Source organism: Candidatus Bathyarchaeota archaeon (assembly GCA_030739585.1).
Taxonomy (GTDB): domain Archaea; phylum Thermoproteota; class Bathyarchaeia; order TCS64; family TCS64.
The window spans coordinates 217892-240007 of sequence record JASLYX010000002.1 but is presented as its reverse complement, the minus strand read 5'-3'; the positions used below and the strand labels follow the sequence as shown (position 1 = coordinate 240007).

Below are 22116 nucleotides of genomic sequence, written 5' to 3'. Positions count from 1 at the left end.
AAGTATCTATGGTAAATTGGGCTGTCACCTTCCCCAATTCGCTTAATACAGAAACCAACTTATTTTATTTTACAGCTTTTATGGATCTGTCCTTTGAGAGTCTTCTAGAATCTGATAGAGGTTATATATATTTTAAAAGCATTATTCTGAACACGTTATCAGAAGGATTGTGTTAATGTCGAACCTACAGCCCCCCCCGATTAAGATCATTTTAACAGCATGCGGATGCCCTGGCGCCTCCACCCTGATCAAGCGTCTCAAAGGGAACGGGGAAAGAGAGGTCACGATAATTGGGACTGATATAAATAACGAAGCCATTGGGAGATTTCTATGCGATGGTTTTTACAGGGTTCCCAGCGGGACCTCAAACGAGTTCATCCCCGCAATGATAGACATCGTCGAAAAAGAAAACCCCGCGCTTATCTTTCCAGAATCCAGCAACGAAGTTCTTGCTTTAGCAAAGGCTAGAAAAAAATTTGAAGAGATGGAGACAAAGGTTATTGTTTCATCTCCAGAGGCGATCCAAGCTTCGAGCAACAAATATCTCATGTATGAGACCGTTAAACAATCGGGAAAAGTAGATCTGCCTGAGTATTCTTCTGCATCGAATTTGGACGACTTCGTTGCCGCTTCTGAGAGGCTTGGATATCCAGAGTCCCCTATTGTTTTTAAACCCCATTTTGGGAAAGGGAGCAGAGGGGTGAGGATTATCGACCCAAAGGCTGACCGGAAAAGTCAACTGATGGATGAGAAGCCAACGAGTAAGTACATGAGTTTCGATGAGTTCATTGAGATTTTCAAGGATGTTGAGGACACTGATTTCCCGGATTTCTTGTTGATGGAATATCTAGAGGGGAAAGAGAAAACCGCTGATACTCTTGCATTAGACGGAAGAGCCTTATTGACCACTATTAAGACCGTGGAGAAAGCACGGTGGGGTGTTATTGCCGAGGGGGCGTTAGTGCGGGATGATTTTCTAGTTGAGCAGACAGAACATGTGTTAAACTCTATCCCCCTAAGTTATTGTGTTAACGTACAGTTTATTGCGGGAAGGTTAGTGGAGATAAATCCCAGGGTGAGCACATTCATATACCAACAGAATCTCATCGCCCCATACCTGGCGATTAAACTTGCCCTCGGAGAACTCTCGGAAGAGGATGTTATCGCATACCAAGAACGAATAGATTATGGCAGAAGAATGATACGTTACATGGATCAGGTATTCCATAAAGAATGGAGAGAGGTCCTATGAGAAACAATTTTTTCGAAAATATCTTGGTCATAAGCCCTCACACAGATGACGGTGAACTAGCAGCCGGAGGAACTATAAGACGATTCGTCGAAGAGGGATCCAACGTAAGTTATATCGCCCTCTCAGCCCCCCGTAAAGAGCTAAAAGAAGAATGCGCAGAATGTCTCGGAATATTAGGTGTTGAAGACTATTTCATTTTAGATTTTCCCAGGAGACGTTTCCCTGAAAAACGTCAGGAGATCCTTCAGTATCTTTTCGACTATAACAAGGAGCATCAAGTCGACTTAGTACTAACGCCCTCCACGCAGGACCTACATCAGGATCATCAAACAGTAACGAACGAAGTGATGAGGGCTTTCAAGCATAGCACCATCTTTGGATATGAACTTCCTTGGAATAACATCATATTTCACGAAAATTGTTTTATATCCCTTAACGGGGCCCACGTCGAAAAAAAACTTAAAGCCCTCAAATGTTATGACACTCAAAAGACCCGCCTATATTTTGATAGAGAATATCTACATGGATTACTTAGGGCGAAAGGCCTTCATATTGGGGAGAAATATGCAGAATCCTTTGAGGTAATCAAGCTGGTCTTGAGCTGAATCCCCAGTCAAAATATACGTAAACTACAATATTATTTTGATCGCTATTGACCTCGTTTTTCAGTAAATAACTTAATTTGAAAATAGACTCGTCGCCAAAACCTCCTCCTCTGATGGTCACCTACCCATTCGGCGACATCAGATCTCCTTTCGTTTGTTGTAGATATGTATCCGGCTATCATTTTAATTCCTGCACTTGGTTTCTCAATAAAAAATGTCCCAGCACGGGCTAGAGTATATTTCCAATCATATCCTAGTAGGCGCATACCCTTACCTTTACTCCAAGCGGTCTTTATTTTACCTGATGAGGGGGATCTCTGGGCCTCGGTTATCAGATTAGGTAAACGCTTGACTGATTTTCCCATTTGGAGAGCTTTAAAAACCAACCAGCTCTCCCAACCGAGAATCTCAGGGTATCGAAGACCGTTTGCATTCATCCAGAAATCAGCCTTGACCACCCGCGTGCCTCTTGGCGGGGCGCCTTCGTAGCTTGGGTTACTTTCAAGCCTGCCGCTTGCTATCACCAGTGCAGGGTCTTTGATCATATGGTTTCGGATGGTCTCAAAGAATTTCTCGGGGATAACAGCGTCGCCCCCACATATTAGTACATATTCTGATTTGGGTGACACCCGTTCTAGGCCTTTATTGAAAACCTTAGGGATCTCGGTGGTCCCCAACGCGCTAAATCCTCTATCAGGGAGGTCAACAACTACGTCCGCGTATTTATTGGAAATCTCTGATGTCCGGTCCCTGGACCCATCATTTACGACAATGATTCGATCAGGCTTAATGCTTTGCTTGGTTATCGCGAGAAGTGTCTTTTCGATATATTTTTCCTCATTTCTGGCGGGGATGATGACTTCATATCCCATTTTATCTGTTCTCTAGTCTACAACTACAGAATTGGATATATCTCTTGGGATATGACAGAAGAGCATCTTCGAAAGGTTTTCAATAAATGATCCTATTACAGACCTTTTCATGAAGAAATGGAACTCATGAAACGTCTCTTGATCAATTCCGGGTCAAGGGGTATCTCATCCATCTTTGTGTCGTCCCGGTCTATGGATGCGTGAATCAAACATAATTCGGCTCTCCCAAGAGATTCTTTGAAGGCCCTGGTCAACTCTGTATCATTATCTGCAGTAATGCATCGATTAAAGCCACAGGCTTTAGCTACCTCTCCCAAGTCCGTTAAACCCGCGGCGAAGCTGTTTTGATTTCCTGTAGTTCCATACGCTCCGTTGTCGAGGGCTATCAGGATCAGGTTGTTGGGTTTTATGTTTGCTATAGTGGAAAGGGAGCCCATATTCATCAATATGGAGCCGTCACCATCGAGACAAACGACCCTTCTGTCCTGAGATAAGGCCAATCCGAGGGAAATGGATGAGGCGAGTCCCATAGAGCCTAGCATGTAGAAATTCTTTGGCCGGTCTCTCGTATGATATAGCTCCTTGCTAGGATCCCCCAGGTTTGAGACTACCAACTCGTCCTCGACAAGATCCATGATGACCCTCAGTGCCTGACACCGCATCATCTTAGAACAACTCAGGGGATAGGAGCACGACGTGGGGTTCCCCATTTCTGAAGTTGTCGGCTGAGAACTCCTCCAGAGAGTCCAACTGAGAGCGGACCATGATGAATGGTATATTCATAGCATCCAGCATCCCAGGGAGAGCCTCTCCAAGAGGAACTTGGGCAGAGATCGTCTCGTTATATATTCCCCTATGCTCTGCGAGGATGAGGACGGGTATCCTATAGGTCTTAAGGAGCGAGGCGATGGCGTTAAATGAATTACCCAGGCCCGAGCTCTGGATGAGCATGAACGGCTTCTTCCCTGCCAGGTAGGCACCAGCACAAACCCCAACGCCCTCCTCCTCTCTGGTGACAGGAACTGTGAAAATCTCTTCGTCGTCCTCAATCATCTCAAGGAGGTTATTGAGCTTGCCCGAGGGAAAGGTGACTCCAAAATCGAATCCATTATCTTTTAGAAATGAGATTATTTGTGTTCCCACCACATGATGTGCTATTGGAAGGTTCTGAGTGTCGGTTAGTTTGTATTGATGTTCCTCTTTGGCTACCATGTACACTACGTTGTTGATTTCCATGACTCTCATCTAACCCCCATAATAGGAGATACTGGCGTTTATCCAATAATATAAGACCTCATAACTCCTTAATATATATTATCCTTTTAAAATAGAAAATGAATAGGATAAGGAAACTTATTATACTAATTTATCCTTTTAGTAGACTATGTGGTCCGAACTATTAATGAACTGTGTCACCGACGGTTTCGGCGAGCTATTAAGGAAGACCCTGAACGCCCTAGGTATGAGCATCAGAGATTTTTCTGAGGAAGCGGAGATCCCGGCTAGCACTCTGTACAAGATCGTTTCAGATGAAAATAAAGATTTTCGGAGGTCCACTTTGAGGCAGATAATCCAAGGCGTCAGGCGCCTGGAGGGGGTCAACGAAGAGAACGTGGTGGGCATCATCACGACGAGGACCGCCCTTGATACAATTGGGAGAACCATCGAAATCGATGGGGGGTCCGTTAAGATTAAGGAGTTTCCGGCTACCACTATTGAAGAGTCAATCATCCAGGGGGTAAGGGCCGAGAAGGAGGGAGTAAAGGGAATAATATGTGGCCCGATAGCAGCGACCACTCTGGAGAGAGTCGTGAACATACCCATCACATCGTTCAGGTTTGATGAAGGGCTGATGTTGGATGCTATAGTCAAGCTAGTGGAGAAGATCTGAGATTCACCTTTCTGGTCTTTCTTTCCAGATTGGGCCTCTATGTTGTGAAAGGGGAGGACTGATTCTCAGGAAGTTGTTCTTGAATACAGAAATATAAGATCGTCTCATATCGGAAAACAAGCTGAACGCTATTCCCCACCTAATGAGCTGAAACTAGTAATAAGTTCAAGGGGTTAGCAAGAAGACGATCAGAAACGACTAAGTCGTAAAGATCATGGGACGGGAAATGTTCGCCTCAGATTTTGTCACTCCCTAAAATGCCGTATGAGTGAGCCTCAAGAAAAATCATCCTCATGTTAGGGTTAAGAAATGACGGTGGTGGCGTACGTGATTGGGGCCTTCGCGTGCGGTGGGGAAAACTTCACATGTCTCATGCTTAAGAATCATCTTGGTGCCAACGCTTATCCAAAGAATCGTCTATCCATATCTAGGAGTTCACTATTATGTGTGAAAACTACTCGAAGGTGACCCGGGAGTACCTTTTTGGCACCTGGAAGTACCAGAAAACATGGAACCCAAAGGTCATTGTGAAAGCTGAGGGCTCACGATTCACAGACTCGACTGGGATGACCTATCTCGATTTCTCAAGCCAACTCGTCTGCTCCAACCTAGGACACAGCAACAAGGCCGTCAAGAAGGCGATAGCGGCCCAGGGGGCAAAGTTATCATACATCGCCCCGGGATTCACAACCCCAGCGGCTGCAAAGCTGGCACGAAAGCTAGCCGAGGTGGCCCCAGGGGATATCTGCAAGAGCTACTTCTCTCTAGGAGGCGCTGAGGCAAACGAGGCGGCTATGAAGATCGCCCGCTTCTATACGAGAGCTCCAAAGCTCATTGCCCGCTTTAGGAGCTACCATGGCGCTACAAGCGGGGCAATCAGTCTCACTGGAGACCCCCGGCGCCTCTACGCCCCAGTCATCCCCGGGACGGTCCACGCTCCCGATGTTTACTGCTACCGATGCCCCTTTGGTCTGGAGCACCCGGGATGCGGGGTCCAGTGCGCTGAATATATTGGAGATATAATCGAGATGGAGGGGGCAGGTAACGTCGCCGCTCTCTTTATAGAGCCAATAGTTGGGAGCAACGGCATCTTGGTGCCCCCTGACGACTACATGCCCAGACTCCGGGAGATCTGCACCGAGACAGGCACGCTGCTGGTCGCCGACGAGGTTATGACAGGATTTGGCAGGACCGGGGAGTGGTTCTGCGTTAACCACTGGGACGTCGTTCCAGACATAATCACCATGGCAAAGGGGCTCACATCGGCTTATGTCCCCTTCAGCGCTACAATGGTACGAAAACCTATAGCAGACTATTTCGAGGATGACAACCTCTTTTGTCACGGGCAGACCTACGCTAACCATCCCATAGGATGTGCCGCCGGGCTCGCCGCCGTCGAAGAGTACCAGCGCCTCGACCTAGTCTCACGAACCAAGAAGATGGGGAGGTACCTCGGGAAGCGCCTCGGTGAGCTCCAAGATTCTCATCCGTCTGTGGGGGAGGTCAGGGGAAAAGGATTGTTCTGGGGCATCGAGCCCGTCAAGAACAGAGAGACCAAGGAGCCCTTCGCCACTAGAAAGCAGCGCTTTGAGACCACTATGCTCGGAAAGATGGCCGGTGAGGCCCTCAAGAGAGGAGTCTATTTTTTCACCATACTCAATACCATGATCTTCAGCCCGCCCCTTATAGTCACTGAAGAGGAGATAGATGAGGGCGTAGCCGTTATTGATGAGGTCCTTAAGCTCGCGGATGCTAAATGCATTTAGACACCGAGGACACTCTTCAAGGCGGCGACGACCCTCCCCCGGGTCTCATTGCTCCATAGCCCATCAGCCAAGAGTATATGGATGCCTCTCTCTGAATCCTCACCGAGCTCCGTGAACCTTTTCTGAACGGTAAAGTCTAGGTCCCCCTCCCCCACGAGAAGCAGAACCTCAGGGAATCCGCTCTCTAAGACGTAAGAGACAGCGATCTCCGCTGTGAAATCAATGGTCTCCCTGTCAAATGGCTCTGTTATCTCGCTCTGGCTGAGGGGATAAGTCTCGGCGAGTTCCAGCGGGACGACCCCGTAGGGGGCTGCGAAGAAAGAGATCTGGAGCCTCTCAATGGCCTCACCGAGGTTATTATCGAGGTCTTTCTTAAGCGCCTGGAACCCATTGGACTTAGAGTAGGGTCTCCAGCTGGGTGCGCTGGCTAGGAGGAGGGTCTTCTCGGTCTCAGAGGGGCTATGGCTCCTTCTCAGCCTCCATACGTGACGGGTCACATCAGGCCGGGCAGTACTATCGTAGCTGAAATAAAATGCGCCCCGTCCCTTGTACCCGGGGCTCCGCTCCTCTATCTTCTTCCTATAGATGTGTAGCCTCTTTAGGGCGGAGGCCATGGCAGGATGAGCGCGACTCCTTGCCTCCACGAGATCCCAAAGAGTCCCTTCCACTATGTTTTGCTTCACCCTCCTCATCTCCGCCATGGTGACCCACAGGTTGTGCTCTGAGAGGAGCCTCTCCCGCTCACCCTTGATCATCCTCTTGAGCGTTTGAGAGCTGGTCCCGCTGCAAACGGGGCAGCAGCACGGAAGATAGTTTAGGTCCTTAAGCTTTAATGTACCTAAAGGGGTCAAGTAGCGCCCCGCTTTGGCGTAGAGAGCGTAGGCTGCAGAATCGAATAGATCGCAACCCAGAGCAACGGCGAGGCTAAACATCATGGGATGGCCGGCCCCGAAGAGGTGAAAGGGCCTGTCGACAGGGAGGTTAAGCTTTGCCGCCATGATCATGTCCACAAGCACTGAGAACTGATAGTTCTCCATTACCTCAGTGGGGCTCCCCAGGGCGTGGACCTGGAAGGGCATTGCCCCGATCTCTCGAGCGGAACGCTCCACAAGGTCGAGGTGGGCACCTCCCTGTACAGGTCCCACCCAGAGGGTATCATCTCCCTTAATTAGGGATAACGCCTCTCGGGCCCTGCGGAGGGTTTCTTGAACTGTGTACTCAACCCGCTCCCTAGGTTCTCCCCAGCCTGTGGGAATATCCAGTATTACTGCGATGTCAGAACCAATTCCCTGCTGGAACCTGATGATCTCCTTGGGATTGGTCTCTACCTCCCCGTAGACGAGGAGCTGATAGGCCCCGGAGTCAGTAGTGACGATGCCGTCGTACTCGATGAGACGGTGAACGTCGAGTCCCGGCTCGCAACCGAAGTTTTTCATGATGATATAGGAGTTGGTGATGATGATCCCACAGCCGAACTTCTCAAGCATCCTCCGAGGAGGTATTATTTGCTTCACGGGGTTTACAACCGGCATAAATGCAGGAGTCTCTACAATTCCCCTCCTGGTCTTAAGCCTCCCGATACGCCCCATTAGGTCTCGGTCGCGCAACTCGAAAGACATGGCACCCAGAGATTAAACAGGGGTCCTGTATTTCACCTTGGTGCTCGGATTCTCGCGACAGCTCCTAGTCTCAGCTGGCGTGGATCTATAAAAAGAAGAGAGTTAGACTCCGCTAGGATGCCTCATTAACGAACCTTTGATGGATGTCGCGGACCCTGTCCGCAGAGGGACCGCTCCCCTCGATCACCCCAGACTCGTTAACCCTGATCTTGTCCATGACGACGATGACCCCAGCGTCATAGAAGATTCGAGTCATCTTGGGGAAGACCCTATCGAGTCTCGCTGCGAGCCCGTCTAGATTAAAGGGTCGATCCAAGGCAGATATCTTAGTGATAGTGGACCCGTAGACAAAGATCCTGTGGATTTTTGTCCCCTGATCCCCGGTCACGTCGCCTAGGACAACGCCAAGGGACCCTCCGTCGTACCCCAAGAGGACCCCTTCATAGGCGTTACCATCGTTGATCTCAACTTTGACGGCCTTATCTACCAGGAGTCCAAGCTCGTCGAAGAATTTCCTGCTGGCTACAGTGGCCATTTTGTAAACCTCCAGAGGAGAGAATACTACGTCGTCCTATAAAAATGACAAAGTCTGGAATTGTGTAATATATACCAAGGTGGAGGGTCGTCTAAGATTATTTTACGTCCCTCTTCTTGAGCTCTTGGATCATCGCTACCGCATCCTGGGAGAACTCTGTCCTCGCCAACACCTTCTGTCCCCGAAGCACCATCCTAAGGCCGCAATGGGGACATGCCCGGGTTCTGTGCCGCGTGTCCCCTAGTAGAAGGTTGTTACATCTTTTACAGCTCACCACTACATACAATCTATTTAACCCCCAGGAGCACCCTAGCCTCAGGACTCCCCAGCCAGTCCACAAGGTTATATCGACATAGTCTTGTCCCTTTGATGATTCCTATCACCTCGTCTAATGTCTCCCCTGGGGTCCTACCGGTTGTGTCCACTTCGCATATCAAATCGGGTCCTAGAGCGTCTATAGCCTCGACTAGGGGCACGTCCAGGAGTTCGGCCTCAACGTTCTCGTGTGTTTTCTCGTCGGAGTAGCCTCTCCCCTGGAGCTCTTCCTTTATGATCCAGGGAGCCCTCCTCAGCACGATTGCGCAGTAAACGAGGCTACTAGGGACCACGTCATATGCATAGTGTCCCTCGATGATAAGGGGGCCATCCGATGCAGAGATCGCCTCAGCCATTATCTCATTAAGTCTGGAGAGGTCTACGATGTCTGTGTCCCTATGATCATCTTTGCCCAATAAAGAGCCCTCCCTGACTACGAGCTCTGAGACGCCGATATTCTGCCATCCAAACCTCTCCGCCAAAGCCCTAGCTACGGTGGTTTTTCCTACTCCCGGGACACCGGCGATGATTATAGCTCTCCGATCATTCATTACAGGCAACCATAAACAGGCATTAGGCTCAGACGATCTCTCCGTTAGTCTTCGTCTTCATCTTCCTCGGCTTGACTCTGCTTCCAGAGGTCCCCCAGGGTCCTCCCGCTGGATACCCTCCTGGCCACCGGCACAGCAGTGGGTGTTGAGGCCTCCAGAAGTTTGATGTTAAGGGCGTTCTCTAGCTTCTTGATGAGCTTTCGATCCGGGTTTAGGGACTCCTGCTCGAGTTTTTTGATTACGGACTCTTTCTCCCTAATCATCCGCGAAAAGTCCTCAATATTCAATCTTTTCTTCTGCCTGGCCTTTCTGATCGTCACCCCGTAGTCTATAATGAGCTCTAGTCCCTCGGTAGCCTCCACCTCACTTCTAGGGCGCCTCGGGGGCGGCGGTGATCCGCCCCTTCTCCTCCGGGAAGGCATGTTAGGAGACCACTCACTTGATCCGAAGCCGGCGCATCGGCCGCAGACAGTGAGTCTTCCACCCTCGATGACCCTCCTTTGGGGTTGTCCCCTGATCTCGTCTCCGCAGACTTCACAACGCATCGTTGAGCCTCACTAAAGGGGGGGGCGAATCCGCTATAAATGCTCAGTGTATAGAAAGTTACCGGATGGATTCGGATCTCAAACGTATTAGGGCTATCGCTGATTATCAGTTCGGGTTTGGTATCGGCGAAGCACTGTTTCCGGAGGATACCTCATTTGAGCGGTCCAAAAGGACCGGTAAGATCAGGTTCATCTGGATCGGTAAGACCCTCATTTCAGCTCTGAGGCCCACCGACGGGTTCTTTACATTCACCATAGCTGGTGCAGAGAGGCTAGTCTCAATTATGAATCCACTGGAATGCACGGTTACAATCCAGGACAAAGTCGCTGAGGTCATCGCTCAGGGAAAAAATGTGATGGCAAGGCACGTGGTCTCGGTGGGGGGCAACATCAGGCCTGGAGACGAGGTCATAGTTTTAGACTCGAAAAAAGTGGTCCAAGCAGTAGGGCGGGCCCTCCTCACCGGAAAAGAGATGTCCGTTTTCCAGACAGGCGTTGCGGTAAGGATCAGGCGTGGCCGAGATAGAGATCGTTAGGCTTATTCAAACTTTCCGAGAAGCTTTGTCTTCCTTTTGAGGGTTCCGTCTTTGAAGTGGACAAGTCGCTCCACTGAGTCGTTTGCTTTCTCGATCTCCCTGGCCTGATCACAGAGCCTCGCTGCGGTTCTCATTAGCTCGTGAGCAGCGGCGACTATAGGAAGGTAGTTAGAAGCCCCTTTGATCTTGAAGCAACCCTCGACGTCGAGGGTTGCTACCTTTCTAGCTGCCTCAAAGGCGGCCATTGCCTTCGCCCTGGCGTAGGGGTTCCTGAGCCCGCTATGCTCCAGCGCCCTCGTCTTGTTCACAATCATCATAGGAAGCACGGGCTCCTTGTCATGCTCGATCTCGTCGATGACCCGGTCCAGTTCGCTGTGAATGAGCCTGAATACCCCCGTAACTGAGAGGACCCGTATAGCATCGGCGTTAAATAGGGCCATTTCGATGGGGTCGAGAAACGGCCGTTTCGCGCCGATCATGGGATCTCCGTAGAGGACTAGATATCCGATCCCCTCCTCCTCCCCAAGCTGCTTGGCTATCTTGCGGCTGGGCTCATCGGAGATGATGATGATGGGTTTCCCAGTCACCTTGAGGATCTCCCTCACCCTCGAGGGGCCAGGGAGCCCCGCGTTGGGTGAAATTATCACATAGAGGTCCGTGGGGACCTGGGCTGCGATGTTCCCGATGTCTGCCGCCTCTCCTTCGTTCATCTTGCACCCTGAGGAGATGACCCTCACAGAGATATTCTTTCGGGAGGCCCTCTCGTCAAGAAGGGCGTCGATCAGGGTTGTTGTAGCGATGTATCCTGTCTTGACTATGGTGATCTTGACCATTTTCTAATCACCTTACACATCACTGAAGGGCTTTATGAAACTATTAAAATAACCCCTCAATACCTCATGTTTTGATTGAGATGGCAATTCCCCCTGATATCGTAATCGCTCAGAGTGCTAAGCTCAAACCTATAACCGAAATAGCTGCCACCCTCGGGCTCAACGAGACCGATATAGAGCCCTACGGCAGATATAAGGCCAAAATTAACCCGTCCGTCTTTAAAGATAGGCTAGACAAACCAGATGGAAAACTCATCGCCGTGACAGCCATCACCCCAACAAAGTCCGGAGAGGGGAAGACGACTATGGCTGTGGGTTTGGCCCAAGCGTTAGGTCAGCTTGGGAAGAAGAGCATCGTGGTTCTGAGGCAGCCCTCCCTAGGCCCTGTCTTCGGCATCAAGGGGGGCGCTGCAGGGGGCGGTTATGCCCAAGTTCTCCCAATGGAGGACATCAATATCCACTTCACCGGGGATCTCCACGCCATCACTGCAGCCCACGACCTCCTCACTAGCCTAATGGAGAACTCTATCTACAGGGGGAACAAGCTCAACATCAACATTCATGAGATCATGTGGAAGCGTGTCCTGGACATTGAGAGCAGATTCCTCAGGAATATCGTAGCAGGCCTAGGAGGGAGGATGGGAGGCATCCCCTACGAGACCAGCTTTGAGATCACCACGGCCAGCGAGGTCGCAGCGATACACGCCATAGCGTCCGACCTTATGGACCTGAAGGGGCGTATAGGAGAGATCACTGTCGCTTTCAACAAATCTGGGGAACCCGTAAAGGCGAAGGCCCTCGGTGCTGAGGGTGCCATGGCAATCCTCATGAAGGAGGCGACCAAACCCAACCTAGTCCAGACTCTTGAGAACACTCCGGCTATAATCCACGGGGGGCCTTTCGCGAACATCGCCCACGGCTGCCCGAGCCTCATCGCTATAAAGACCGCCCTCAAGCTCACCGATTATGTCGTAGTGGAGCCAGGATTCGGAGCAAATTTGGGCCTTGAAAAGTTCTGTAACATAGTGGCCAGAGCAGGCGGCCTTAAGCCCCATATAGCGGTCATTGTCGCCACTATAAAGGCCCTCAAAACACATAGCGGCGTCAAGAAGAGGCAACTCAGGGAGACCAACGTCGAGGCTGTTAAAGCAGGCCTCCCTATGTTAGAGAACGAGATTAAGAATGCCCGAAAGTTCGGGCTTAGGGTTGTGGTTTGCATGAACCACTTTGCTAATGACTCCAAAAAGGAGATCGATGCGGTCCTTGACTGGTGCAGGTCGAACAATGTCCCTGCCGCCTTTACGGACACTGTTCTAAAGGGTGGACCCGGGGGAGTTGAGCTAGCAAACCTTGTCCTCAAGGAGCTGGAGAATCCTAGCGACTTTCACCCCCTCTATGAACTGGACCTCCCAGTAGAAGAGAAGATCAGGTCCATTGCCACCAATATGTATCAGGTCTCCGACATCCGGCTCCTCCCTAAGGCAAGGAAGGCCCTGAGGAGAATCGTGAAGCTGGGCTTCGATAAGATGCCCATCTGCATGGCGAAGACACCGCTCAGTCTTACTGACAAGGCCAACATCAGGGGGATTCCGCCGGAAGGGTACGTCCTTCCTATCACCAACCTTAAGCCAAGCACGGGCGTCGGGTTCATCGTCGCATTCTGCGGGGATATCAACACGATGCCAGCTCACCCTTCAAAGCCTGCGGCGCTGGAAATGGACATCGACGGGAACGGTGTCATTAAAGGACTGAGCTGAAATGGCCATTATTCTGGACGGGAAAAAGACCTCGGAGACTATGATGGAAGAGCTCCAGGTCAGAGTAGAAGAGCTAAAGGCCAAGGAAGTCACCCCCACCCTAGCATTGATCCTAACGGGAGGGGACAAGTACAGCCGCCGCTACGTCAAAATGAAGGTGAAGCGAGCGGAGCGGATAGGCATTGAGACCCATCTCCACCACCTCAAGGAGACAACAACCAAGGAGACTGTAGAGCTCGTCGAGAGGTTATGCGGCGACCCAAAGATCCACGGGGTTATGATCCAGCTTCCCGTAGCCAAGGGACTAAACGAGGGAACGATAGTCAAGACGATTAACCCAGAGAAGGACGTCGACGGGATCTCTCCGTTAACCCTAGGGAAAATCCTACTAGGTGAGGCGTCTTTTCTCCCAGCCGGCGTCGATGCGATATTTGAACTTTTCAGGCGGTATGGCCTCGACCCAGAGGGAAAGCACTGGGTCGTTGCTGGTTCAACAAACTGGCTGGGAAAGCCACTGATCGCGCATCTCTCAAACATGGGCGTCCAAGCAACATTCTTCGACAAGGATGACTCGATGATGCCTGAGCTAGTAATGAAGGCAGATGTCCTCTGCACAGAACTCTACCGGAAGCATGCGATTACAGCAGGCATGGTGAAACCTGGAGTAATCATCCTAGACAATGGGAACAACTACGAGGAAAAGAAGGTCTTCGGAGACGTTGATATGGACGCGGTTGTTGAGGTGGCTGAGGCTATAACCCCGGTGCCCGGGGGCTTGGGGCCCCTCCTTATCACAATGCTCCTTGCGAACACCCTTAAGGCCGCCGGTAAAAGTATCGCTTAAATTCCGTCTCTACAACACATTCAGTGAAAGCCATTGTCCAAGGTTAATTCCCGGCGCGCCCGCCGCATGATGAAACAGATGGGTATGAAGATGGGCGAACTCAGCGACATAGACACTGTCATCCTTAAAGGCTCCGAGCGGGAGATCATTATCCGGGGGGCCTCTGTAACCTCCATTAATATGCAGGGGCAAAACATGTACCAGATCAGTGGCGGCTCCACAACGGAAACCAAGAAAAAACAGAAACTCGATATTCCGGAGGAGGACGTGCTCCTAGTGGCTCAGCAAGCCAATGTCAACTTAGAGAGGGCACGAGCCGCCCTTGAGAACGCGGAGGGGGACCTTGCCCGGGCGATACTTGTGCTTTCCACCAGTTGACCATTGAAACTCCTATCATGGATAAGGGATTGACTAAGTTCCTTGAATAATCGGCATATGGGTTAATAATCCCCTGCGATGTAAGTAGGACAATCCAGATTTCAAGTAGTCATTCATAAGTTTGAGGTCCCCCGTGTGGCATTAACTATCAGACAGAGAAAGGGAATCTTCGTTGAGTATGGGGAAGACAGGATCGCCCTCGACCCCGACAGGAAAGTTATGGACCTTCCAATCTTCGTCACTCACGCTCACGGAGACCACGCCTCATCATTCAGGAATCCTAAGCCCGTGAAACACGCCACAGAGCCTACCTACAGGCTCCTTGAGGCTCTTAATTGGAAGAAGCTTGATAACTGGAAGCCCATCTCCATCGGGGATAAGGTAAAGATTGGTGAAATTGAGGTTCGACCCCTCAATGCGGGGCACGTCCTTGGGAGCGTCCAGTATGAGGTCTACACCCCGGAGGGTACAGTCCTCTACACTGGGGACATCAGCATGGGAAACAGCTATACCATGGAGCCTGCGTGTACCGTAAATTGCGATCTCCTCATCATCGAAACGACTTTCGGGGCCCCCCAGTTCAAATTCCCCAAGCGGGACAAGGTCGCCCTCGAGATGATCCGATGGGCTGTAATGGAGGCAATCCCCACAGGATATATTCCGGCGTTCCGAACGGACTCCATAGGAAACGCCCAAGAGGTCATCAGCATTTTCAACCAAATGACTAACCTCCCGGTAGTCACCGCTAAGAGCGCAACGAAGGTAAGCGACGTTTACAGACAGTTCGGGCACAAGCTTTACTACGTTGACGCGTGCACTCCAGAGGGCCAGGAACTATTGAATAGTGGCAAATGTGTCGTTGTTGCGCCAAAATCCGCGAAGCTGGGAATCAAAAACCTAGACACTGCCCTTGCCTCGGGATGGGCCGCGATCATGCGCAACAGGGAAAAAGCCTTTCCTCTGAGTGATCACGCCGATTTCCGGGAACTCCTCAGCTTCATAAGACGCTGTCGCCCAAAAAGAGTTCTAACGTTTCACGGCGGAAAAATGACCCAAGGATTCGCTGAATACATTAAGAAGCGGCTGGGCATCGATGCCGGGGCCCTTACGACAAGCCGGGAGACCCTTAGGGGAATTGTGAGACAAAAAGAGACTAGACATAAGGCATGCGCTGAGCACATCATGCGGGCAGTCCGGATTCCCGGATTCGTATACACGGGGCCCTGGATGGTGCGAGAAATGGCCCGTAGGGGCTTCTCTAAAGGCGAGACAGAAGCCGCCCTTAAAAACCTCTTCGATGTGGGAGTCCTAGAGCCAACCGCTACAGGGGTTAGACTATCTTAAATATTAAGAATAAAACAATACGGCTTTCAAAACCAGAGGATAAAATAAGGATCGTCACCAAATAGGAACGGTTAAGTCAAGGGAGACCAACTTCACAGCATCCCCCTAGGAGTCGTTAGGCGCCAGGGAAAGGATCGTAGGCTAAAGGTTCCCTATAAGAACCCTTGAAAAGGAGGCCTCGTTTCAAAAACAGGACTACAGGTAAGAAAATTTATGGTAAATTTGCGTTTCATGGGAGGGACCCAAGAGGTAGGCAGGAACGCTATCCTCGTAGAAACAAATGGGTCGAATGTCCTTCTAGATTACGGAGTCAAGATAGGCGAAAAACCTCAGTTCCCCGGTCATATTAGGGCGAAGGATGTTGATGGGATCATTGTAAGTCATGCCCACTTAGATCACTCTGGAGGAGTGCCCCAGTTTTATCTTAGGGGAGAGAAGCCTCTCTTCGCCACGTCAGTGACCACCGGGCTCATGAGGATTCTAATAAGGGACATGATCAAGCTAAGCGGGTACTATCTTCCCTTCGACAATATAGAGTTCGAAATGATGTTGAAGCAGAGTCGCGATCTCGCTTACGGGGAGAAGGTGAAAATGAAAAACATCGAGTTCAACCTCTTGGACGCCGGGCATATCCCTGGAAGCGCCATGGTGGAACTCACTACGGGAGGGAAACGAGTTCTTTATACGGGAGATATGAACACGGACACCACCCGACTCTGTCAGGGCGCTAAAATCCCACGGAAAAGATTCGACGCTATAGTTATCGAGAGCACCTACGCTAACAAGGATCATCCGGACCGGAAGAAGCTCGAGTTAGAGTTTGTGGACGCCATAAAGACAGTCATCCACGACAAGGGAAAAGTCTTGGTGCCCGCTTTTGCTGTCGGGCGGAGCCAGGAGATGCTATCCATAATGTATTCACACAAGCTCAAGGCCAAAAGAGTGGTCGACGGCATGGCTAGGGCTGTGAACAGGGTCTACATGGAGAACCCAAACTTTATGAGGACTCCAAAGTCCTTTGCAAAGACGATCAACTCGACCCAGGAAATGACGGGCTGGAGAGACAGGCGTAATGCGATACGTCGTAGCGACGTTATAGTAGCCCCATCAGGGATGCTCCAAGGAGGCACAGCAATGTTCTACACAGAGAAACTAGCCCTTAGGGAGGAGAACGCAATTTTCCTCGTGAGCTTTCAAGTCCCCGGAACCGGAGGGGCAAAGCTCATGGAAACAGGCTTTTTCACGATCAAGGAAATGGACGTCGAGGTTAAGGCCAAGGTTAGGCACTTTGATTTCAGCAGTCACTGCGGGCGAAGCTCCCTAGAGGCTTTCATCCGGGGGGTTAAAGGAAAACCTGACGTTTATGTAGTCCACGGGGAGCCCGAGAACTGCGAATCCTTAGCCCAGTGGGCACGAGACGAGCTTGACGTGAACGCCACTGCTCCAAACGAGGGTGACGAGTTCACAATCTGAACTCGCTCTTTCCTTGGCCACCAGCCCTCGAATGATGCAATCCGTACTCCTGCCAGATAATGAGGGGTAGACTAATAATCAAAGGTCGCGATCTTAAAAACAAATAGATTTTTTCTCAGTCAAAAACACGCTTTGGTCACACGAAAAATCTCTGAAGGGGATAGTATGCGCTCTCAGTTCTCATGACCACACTCTGGGCATTGATAGCACAACAGTGGAATATTCCGAGATGACAATTTCAGGTCGATTTCCTCCTCCATCACGGTTTCACATAAAGGGCACTTCATAAAAAGGACTCCAAAAGTTTCTTTGTCCATAATCTTAGAATACTACAATCATGGAACTGCTTATCCGCCAGGTTCCACTTAAGCACCATTTAAATTACCATTTATTGTGTATAAAAACGAAAAGTACTTGGTATATTTAAAGGTGTGTATGATATGATTTCCTACAAAATAAAGCGTTCAAACAAGCCAAGATATCAATAGGGTAATTATCCATGATGCGCCCATATGTTTTTATTCGCCTGATGTTTCTGTCCAAGAAACGGGGAGGATGCTACTAGTATCCGGAACTTGTAAGATTACAAGGACCTATTATCTTGCCCCCGTCCAAATGAGAAGATTGGAGATATATGGGATGCCTAAACAGGTCTTTGACACCGAAGAGTTCCTCGCCCTAGCTGAAGACGCTATCAGTTGTATCATCAAGAAGAATGATGGTCAGACAAAGCTTAAACTCCGCACAAATCGGTATCTTTACACCATAGTCATGGACTCAGCCGAGGCTAAAACGGTTCTTGGAAAGATCCAATGTCCCACCGAAGAGATCTAAAACGGTCTTTAAAAAATTTATCATAACTAGTTATCATTTCAGCACCTCGCATAAGAAAAGAATAATTTACTAGCCCCTCTTCTAGAGATTGAAGATCAAATATGGGACCATGGTGGAAAAACTGTGGAGGGAAAGGCACGGGGAGTCCACCTACTGCATAAAAATAGAGAATATAATTCCAAGGATTAGCTAGGTTATTCCCCCAGCTAGGTTGGAAAGATGGGTTCATACATCATAGAAACCCTATTCCTTTGATTAATTAAGGCCTAGTTTGCCCTGCTAGGTGTCAGGTGGCTATCCATAGTCATTGGCGGAGAGAGACTAAAACAAGACACGCCCTGTTGACATTAGCTAAGGAGCGTTGTATAAGTAATCTATAAGTTCTTTACAGGGCATCTCGCTGCCTAGTCCCTTGATAAAATAGCCAGGAGGATCAAAGTCATAAACCTCGACAAGTGCCTTCTAGAAGATAGTGAGGGCTTCAACGCTTTGTCGTGATACAGGAGGTCTAGACCCTGAACATTACGGGCCTTAAAACTCCTTTGCAGTGAAATGAGATTAGAGTTCCGGTGGACAAGGCTCGAAGCAGTAGTAGACTAGTAGAAGACCTTGAGACCACAATCCTTGAATTAGGAGAAGCAGTGATCCCCATGGTCTACTAGCAGGAGTCTGTTTCCAAGATCTAGTGGAGCGCGCAATTCATGGTTATTGACTTTGCCAGCTCAACATCTCATGAAAACACAAATTGAACCGGGAGTAACAGATTAATATTCTACAAGATCATATGAGGGATGCCAGCGGCCGTAGTCCAGCCTGGCAAGATATCTGGTTGCCATCCAGACGACCCGGGTTCGAATCCCGGCGGCCGCACCACCACCCCAATGCACAGTTTATCAGACAACACAAGTTGAATAACTACCGAGTGACTGCGCCCTTGAAGTCTCATCGGAATGGAGAAAATTAAACCGCCCTCCCAGTATTCCAGCTATTAAACGAGATGCCTGAAATTAATTTATCCTCATATATCTAGCTCAAATTTTTTTTCCTCAAAAAAAATACCAAGAATAGGAAAAAAGGAATATCAGAGTTATTCATCTATAATAAAGAGGAGATTATGTCAGAGATATGAATGTATAATAGAAAAAATAGAGTTCCTCCTATTATTTGAACCTAATTTATAACGATATTAAAAGTGGGGATTGTATTAGAATAAGTATAACCTACTTTTATTTAGTAGATTATCCCGATAAAATCTCGGTATCTTCAAAAAATAAATTAGAAACATAATTAGATGGAGTATTAAACCACAATGTTATGTCTTCTTCAGATGATGAATATATTTAAATAGGATTGAATGTCAGATTTGACACAGTGAATTATAGTTGAATGAGGTAAATTATAAATTATACGCAATATCAAAAAAGCCTTCGAGAAAGTACCGCAAGGGCAGCAAATATGATCCGATTCTTGATGACTTTCTAAGTCGTACAGATAACCTCGTAAAGGTTGAGGTCGAAAATAAAGACGCTAATTATCTGAGAACTCAATTAAACAAAAGAATTGAGGCTAGGGATATTAACGAAAGAGTAAAAGTCTCTGTTGTCAATAATATTACCTACCTTGAAAAAATGTGAGAACCTATCTCACATATTATCTGTTTAATATCAATAAAGTATAGTTCCGGTCAAATTACTGTTGAAATATATTACCATGTACAAGCGAGTATCCTGTCATCGTTTTTGAAGTTATAGGCGGTTTTTATAACAGTTTCCACGATCAGCTAGGGAGAGGTTTTCGAGGTTTTAAAATCAACGTTGTACGGTCAGCCCTTAATTAGAGAGGATAGTCTCGGCAAGGCTAAGCTCATCGTTCCCTCTATCCTACGCCAATAGCTAGGACAAAGTCCTTTTCCCGCTTCTCCTAAGTTAGGGCTTGTATGAATTTACTTTGCAAGTGCGTCTTGTTTTCTCCCATTCTACATATTATAGAGCATTAAATCATAGTATCGCTATTAACCTGAGGGTTCCGTTCTCTAGGAGGTTTCCAATTTTCATGGTGGTCCCCAGGCATATCTATTTTAACTCAGGGGATTGTCACAAGAGGCCTCTTTTTTTACAAGTCTAGAAGTTACTTTTTGGCTTTGCTAAAGGCATCTCTATTATATAATTCCTACACCGTACTTTAGGAGAAGGGTAATTCTTTCTTAGATGATGCTAGTCCTTATGGCACAGCTTCCATTCTACTTGTCTCAAAGGACCTAGTTCAAAACGAAGAAAGCAAGGATCACTACCCGGTCTCGGGGGATTTTAACGTATTTTGTGCATAAAATAATGTGTATCGCTTAACGCATCTATCATTTAATGTTATGACGTTATTTACCTGAAGACTTATTATTTGATATGGGGACACAAATTTAGCATGTCGAAGGCCGAGTTCCCACGCCGCAAAGTTTTGGTCCTAGGGCTTGATGGTGGCACATTCGACATAATCCGTCCCCTCACGGAAGATGGGAGACTGCCGAATCTGGCGAGGCTCATGGAAGAGGGGACCTGGGGAAACCTCGACTCCACATTACCCCCTGTGACTATCCCCGCCTGGGTGAGTATGATGACAGGGATGAATCCAGGGCGGCTTGGATTCTTTGACCTCCTGAAACGGGCAGGCTATGGGGTGGAGCCCAACGGCTTCTGTTTCTCAAACCACCACCCCATCTGGAGGGTCCTTAACAGCTACGATATAAAAACGGGAATGATTAACATCCCCGGGACATATCCTCCCGAGGAGGTTGAGGGATTCATGGTAACGGGAATGATGACGCCCTCAAGTGAGAGCACCTTCAGCTACCCCTCAGAGCTCCAGAGGGTCCTAGAATCCGGTCTCGACTACGAGATCGATCTACCTAGTTGGCAATACTTCGACGAGGTGAGCTTCTATAAAGACGCCCTCAAGGTCACAAAAAAAAGGGGCAGGGCCGCGGAATATCTGATGAAGCACATCTCATGCGACTTCAACATGGTTGTTTTCACTAGCCCCGACAGGATCCACCACCTTCTGTGGAATAAACGGGAAACTGTGGAATCTTACTGGGAGGAACTGGACAAGGTTCTCGGGAAACTCCTTGAGGCAGTTGGGCAGGAGACAACAGTTTTCGTGGTCTCAGATCACGGCTTCGGGCCCCTTAAAAAGACCTTTTTCGTGAACGAGTGGCTCCGCAGGAACGGCTTCCTAAAGGCGAAGAGAAAAATCAATGAGAGGACTATAGTTAAGCTGGGGCGAATCGCAGAGAGACTCTATAGATTCCTCGGTAGGAGAGAGCTTCTAAAGCCTGTAGCTGGGGCACTCTTCAAGGTGGTTGGCATTGAGAGGCTCCAGAGGTATACCTACACCTATCTCTCAAATGCCAGGCTTGAGGGCAGAGTCAACTGGAAAAAGACGAGGGCGTTCAGCGCCGTCCACACTCCCCATTTCGGTCAGATCTATCTCAACACCAAAGGGACAATGCTAGAGGGATGTGTCCAAGAGAACGAGCGGGATGAGCTCGTGTCAGATCTAAAGAAAAAGCTCAGAGGGCTAAAGGACCCTAGGACCGGAGCACTTGTTAATGTCGATGTGTACAGTTCCCGAGACGTCTATACTGGTTCCTATCTTGACGAGGCACCGGAAATCGTTTTCATGATAGACGGGGGAAGGTGCGAGATTGATGCCAAAGTTGGTGAGGAACGGCTCTTTGTAAAGGGTGCCCCTCTCACGGGATGGAAGGGGACCCACACTAGAGACGGGATCTTCATTGCCCACGGTCCTGGAGTGAAACAAGGATTCAGAGTAGAGAAGGCATCTATCCTTGATATTACACCAACGCTGCTACACTCCTTTGGAATCCCTATGCAAGATATGATGGATGGAAGAGTTCTAGATGAGATCTTCACGGATGATTCAAAGTTTTCCATGAGATCGGCAGGCAAGAAAATAACGAATCAGAATTTGGATGCATACAGCTTCGATAAAGAGGAGAAATCACTCATAGAGGAGAGACTTAGGAAACTGGGATATATCTCCTGAATCAGGGTATTATTCTCAAGGTTCATAGAAAATTGGTTCTTTTATCAGAGGGGATCTTTTTTATTTAAGTACAAATGTTTTTTGGATAGACACATTGTCATAAGGAG

The 22116-nt window shown here is 48.9% G+C and carries 22 protein-coding genes and 1 tRNA gene; 14 read left to right on the top strand and 9 right to left on the bottom strand.

Annotated features, from left to right (window positions below; all coding sequences use genetic code 11):
• Positions 1–385: 385 nt before the first annotated feature.
• Entirely contained in the window at positions 386–1252 is an 867-nt protein-coding gene (locus tag QGG23_03415; GenBank protein MDP6048477.1) for an ATP-grasp domain-containing protein, read from the top strand.
• On the top strand, positions 1249–1857 hold the full coding sequence (locus tag QGG23_03410) for a PIG-L family deacetylase (protein ID MDP6048476.1): 609 nt from the start codon (positions 1249–1251) through the stop codon (positions 1855–1857). Before QGG23_03415 ends, QGG23_03410 begins: the two co-directional genes overlap by 4 nt.
• A gap of 44 nt (positions 1858–1901) precedes the next feature.
• Here QGG23_03410 and QGG23_03405 read toward each other — a convergent pair whose 3' ends face one another.
• From QGG23_03405 to comD, 3 genes are all read right to left on the bottom strand, one after another.
• Positions 1902–2729, bottom strand: coding sequence for a glycosyltransferase family A protein (locus tag QGG23_03405; protein MDP6048475.1), 828 nt, complete (start codon positions 2727–2729; stop codon positions 1902–1904).
• Between the two features lie 107 nt (positions 2730–2836).
• Entirely contained in the window at positions 2837–3391 is a 555-nt protein-coding gene (gene comE / locus QGG23_03400; protein ID MDP6048474.1) for a sulfopyruvate decarboxylase subunit beta, read from the bottom strand.
• 4 nt (positions 3392–3395) lie between these two features.
• Positions 3396–3974: a sulfopyruvate decarboxylase subunit alpha gene (gene comD / locus QGG23_03395; GenBank protein ID MDP6048473.1), complete on the bottom strand. Its 579-nt coding sequence runs from the start codon at positions 3972–3974 to the stop codon at positions 3396–3398.
• 157 nt (positions 3975–4131) lie between these two features.
• Between comD and QGG23_03390 the strand changes: the two genes are divergently transcribed.
• Together QGG23_03390 and QGG23_03385 are read left to right on the top strand one after the other, a co-directional pair.
• Positions 4132–4620 carry a transcriptional regulator gene (locus QGG23_03390; GenBank protein MDP6048472.1) on the top strand — a complete coding sequence of 163 codons (489 nt, stop codon included), beginning with the start codon at positions 4132–4134 and terminating at the stop codon, positions 4618–4620.
• A gap of 443 nt (positions 4621–5063) precedes the next feature.
• The gene (locus QGG23_03385) at positions 5064–6386 is read left to right on the top strand and encodes an aminotransferase class III-fold pyridoxal phosphate-dependent enzyme (protein ID MDP6048471.1); all 1323 of its coding nucleotides are present in this window, start codon (positions 5064–5066) and stop codon (positions 6384–6386) included.
• On the opposite strand, the gene tgtA is transcribed toward QGG23_03385, so the two are convergent.
• The 5 genes from tgtA to QGG23_03360 all read right to left on the bottom strand — a co-directional run bounded on the left by tgtA (position 6383) and on the right by QGG23_03360 (position 9951).
• Complete coding sequence (gene tgtA / locus QGG23_03380; protein MDP6048470.1) at positions 6383–8005, bottom strand: tRNA guanosine(15) transglycosylase TgtA; 1623 nt, start codon at positions 8003–8005, stop codon at positions 6383–6385. The two genes, QGG23_03385 and tgtA, sit on opposite strands and share 4 nt — an antisense overlap.
• 112 nt (positions 8006–8117) lie before the next feature.
• Complete coding sequence (locus QGG23_03375) at positions 8118–8540, bottom strand: Lsm family RNA-binding protein (protein ID MDP6048469.1); 423 nt, start codon at positions 8538–8540, stop codon at positions 8118–8120.
• A 97-nt stretch (positions 8541–8637) separates the two neighbouring features.
• The gene (locus QGG23_03370; GenBank protein MDP6048468.1) at positions 8638–8817 is read right to left on the bottom strand and encodes a DUF1922 domain-containing protein; all 180 of its coding nucleotides are present in this window, start codon (positions 8815–8817) and stop codon (positions 8638–8640) included.
• A 10-nt stretch (positions 8818–8827) separates the two neighbouring features.
• Positions 8828–9406, bottom strand: coding sequence for an adenylate kinase family protein (locus tag QGG23_03365; protein ID MDP6048467.1), 579 nt, complete (start codon positions 9404–9406; stop codon positions 8828–8830).
• 44 nt (positions 9407–9450) lie between these two features.
• Positions 9451–9951 carry a multiprotein bridging factor aMBF1 gene (locus QGG23_03360; protein MDP6048466.1) on the bottom strand — a complete coding sequence of 167 codons (501 nt, stop codon included), beginning with the start codon at positions 9949–9951 and terminating at the stop codon, positions 9451–9453.
• Positions 9952–10016: 65 nt separating this feature from the next.
• Here QGG23_03360 and QGG23_03355 point away from each other — a divergent pair, with 65 nt between their 5' ends.
• A complete protein-coding gene (locus QGG23_03355; GenBank protein ID MDP6048465.1) occupies positions 10017–10487 on the top strand; it encodes a pseudouridine synthase in 471 nt (156 codons plus the stop codon).
• Positions 10488–10489: 2 nt separating this feature from the next.
• On the opposite strand, the gene QGG23_03350 is transcribed toward QGG23_03355, so the two are convergent.
• Positions 10490–11320, bottom strand: coding sequence for a F420-dependent methylenetetrahydromethanopterin dehydrogenase (locus QGG23_03350; protein ID MDP6048464.1), 831 nt, complete (start codon positions 11318–11320; stop codon positions 10490–10492).
• An 86-nt stretch (positions 11321–11406) separates the two neighbouring features.
• Between QGG23_03350 and QGG23_03345 the strand changes: the two genes are divergently transcribed.
• From QGG23_03345 to QGG23_03305, 9 genes are all read left to right on the top strand, one after another.
• Complete coding sequence (locus QGG23_03345) at positions 11407–13077, top strand: formate--tetrahydrofolate ligase (protein MDP6048463.1); 1671 nt, start codon at positions 11407–11409, stop codon at positions 13075–13077.
• A gap of 1 nt (position 13078) precedes the next feature.
• Positions 13079–13921: a bifunctional 5,10-methylenetetrahydrofolate dehydrogenase/5,10-methenyltetrahydrofolate cyclohydrolase gene (locus QGG23_03340; protein ID MDP6048462.1), complete on the top strand. Its 843-nt coding sequence runs from the start codon at positions 13079–13081 to the stop codon at positions 13919–13921.
• 33 nt (positions 13922–13954) lie between these two features.
• Entirely contained in the window at positions 13955–14299 is a 345-nt protein-coding gene (locus QGG23_03335) for a nascent polypeptide-associated complex protein (GenBank protein ID MDP6048461.1), read from the top strand.
• A gap of 135 nt (positions 14300–14434) precedes the next feature.
• A complete protein-coding gene (locus QGG23_03330; protein ID MDP6048460.1) occupies positions 14435–15643 on the top strand; it encodes an MBL fold metallo-hydrolase in 1209 nt (402 codons plus the stop codon).
• A gap of 213 nt (positions 15644–15856) precedes the next feature.
• Positions 15857–17116 carry an MBL fold metallo-hydrolase gene (locus tag QGG23_03325; protein MDP6048459.1) on the top strand — a complete coding sequence of 420 codons (1260 nt, stop codon included), beginning with the start codon at positions 15857–15859 and terminating at the stop codon, positions 17114–17116.
• A gap of 639 nt (positions 17117–17755) precedes the next feature.
• On the top strand, positions 17756–17950 hold the full coding sequence (locus tag QGG23_03320; protein ID MDP6048458.1) for a hypothetical protein: 195 nt from the start codon (positions 17756–17758) through the stop codon (positions 17948–17950).
• Positions 17951–18747: 797 nt separating this feature from the next.
• Positions 18748–18823 (top strand) — tRNA-Gly (locus tag QGG23_03315).
• 509 nt (positions 18824–19332) lie between these two features.
• On the top strand, positions 19333–19584 hold the full coding sequence (locus QGG23_03310; GenBank protein ID MDP6048457.1) for a hypothetical protein: 252 nt from the start codon (positions 19333–19335) through the stop codon (positions 19582–19584).
• Between the two features lie 784 nt (positions 19585–20368).
• Positions 20369–22009 carry an alkaline phosphatase family protein gene (locus QGG23_03305; protein MDP6048456.1) on the top strand — a complete coding sequence of 547 codons (1641 nt, stop codon included), beginning with the start codon at positions 20369–20371 and terminating at the stop codon, positions 22007–22009.
• Positions 22010–22116 lie beyond the last annotated feature (107 nt).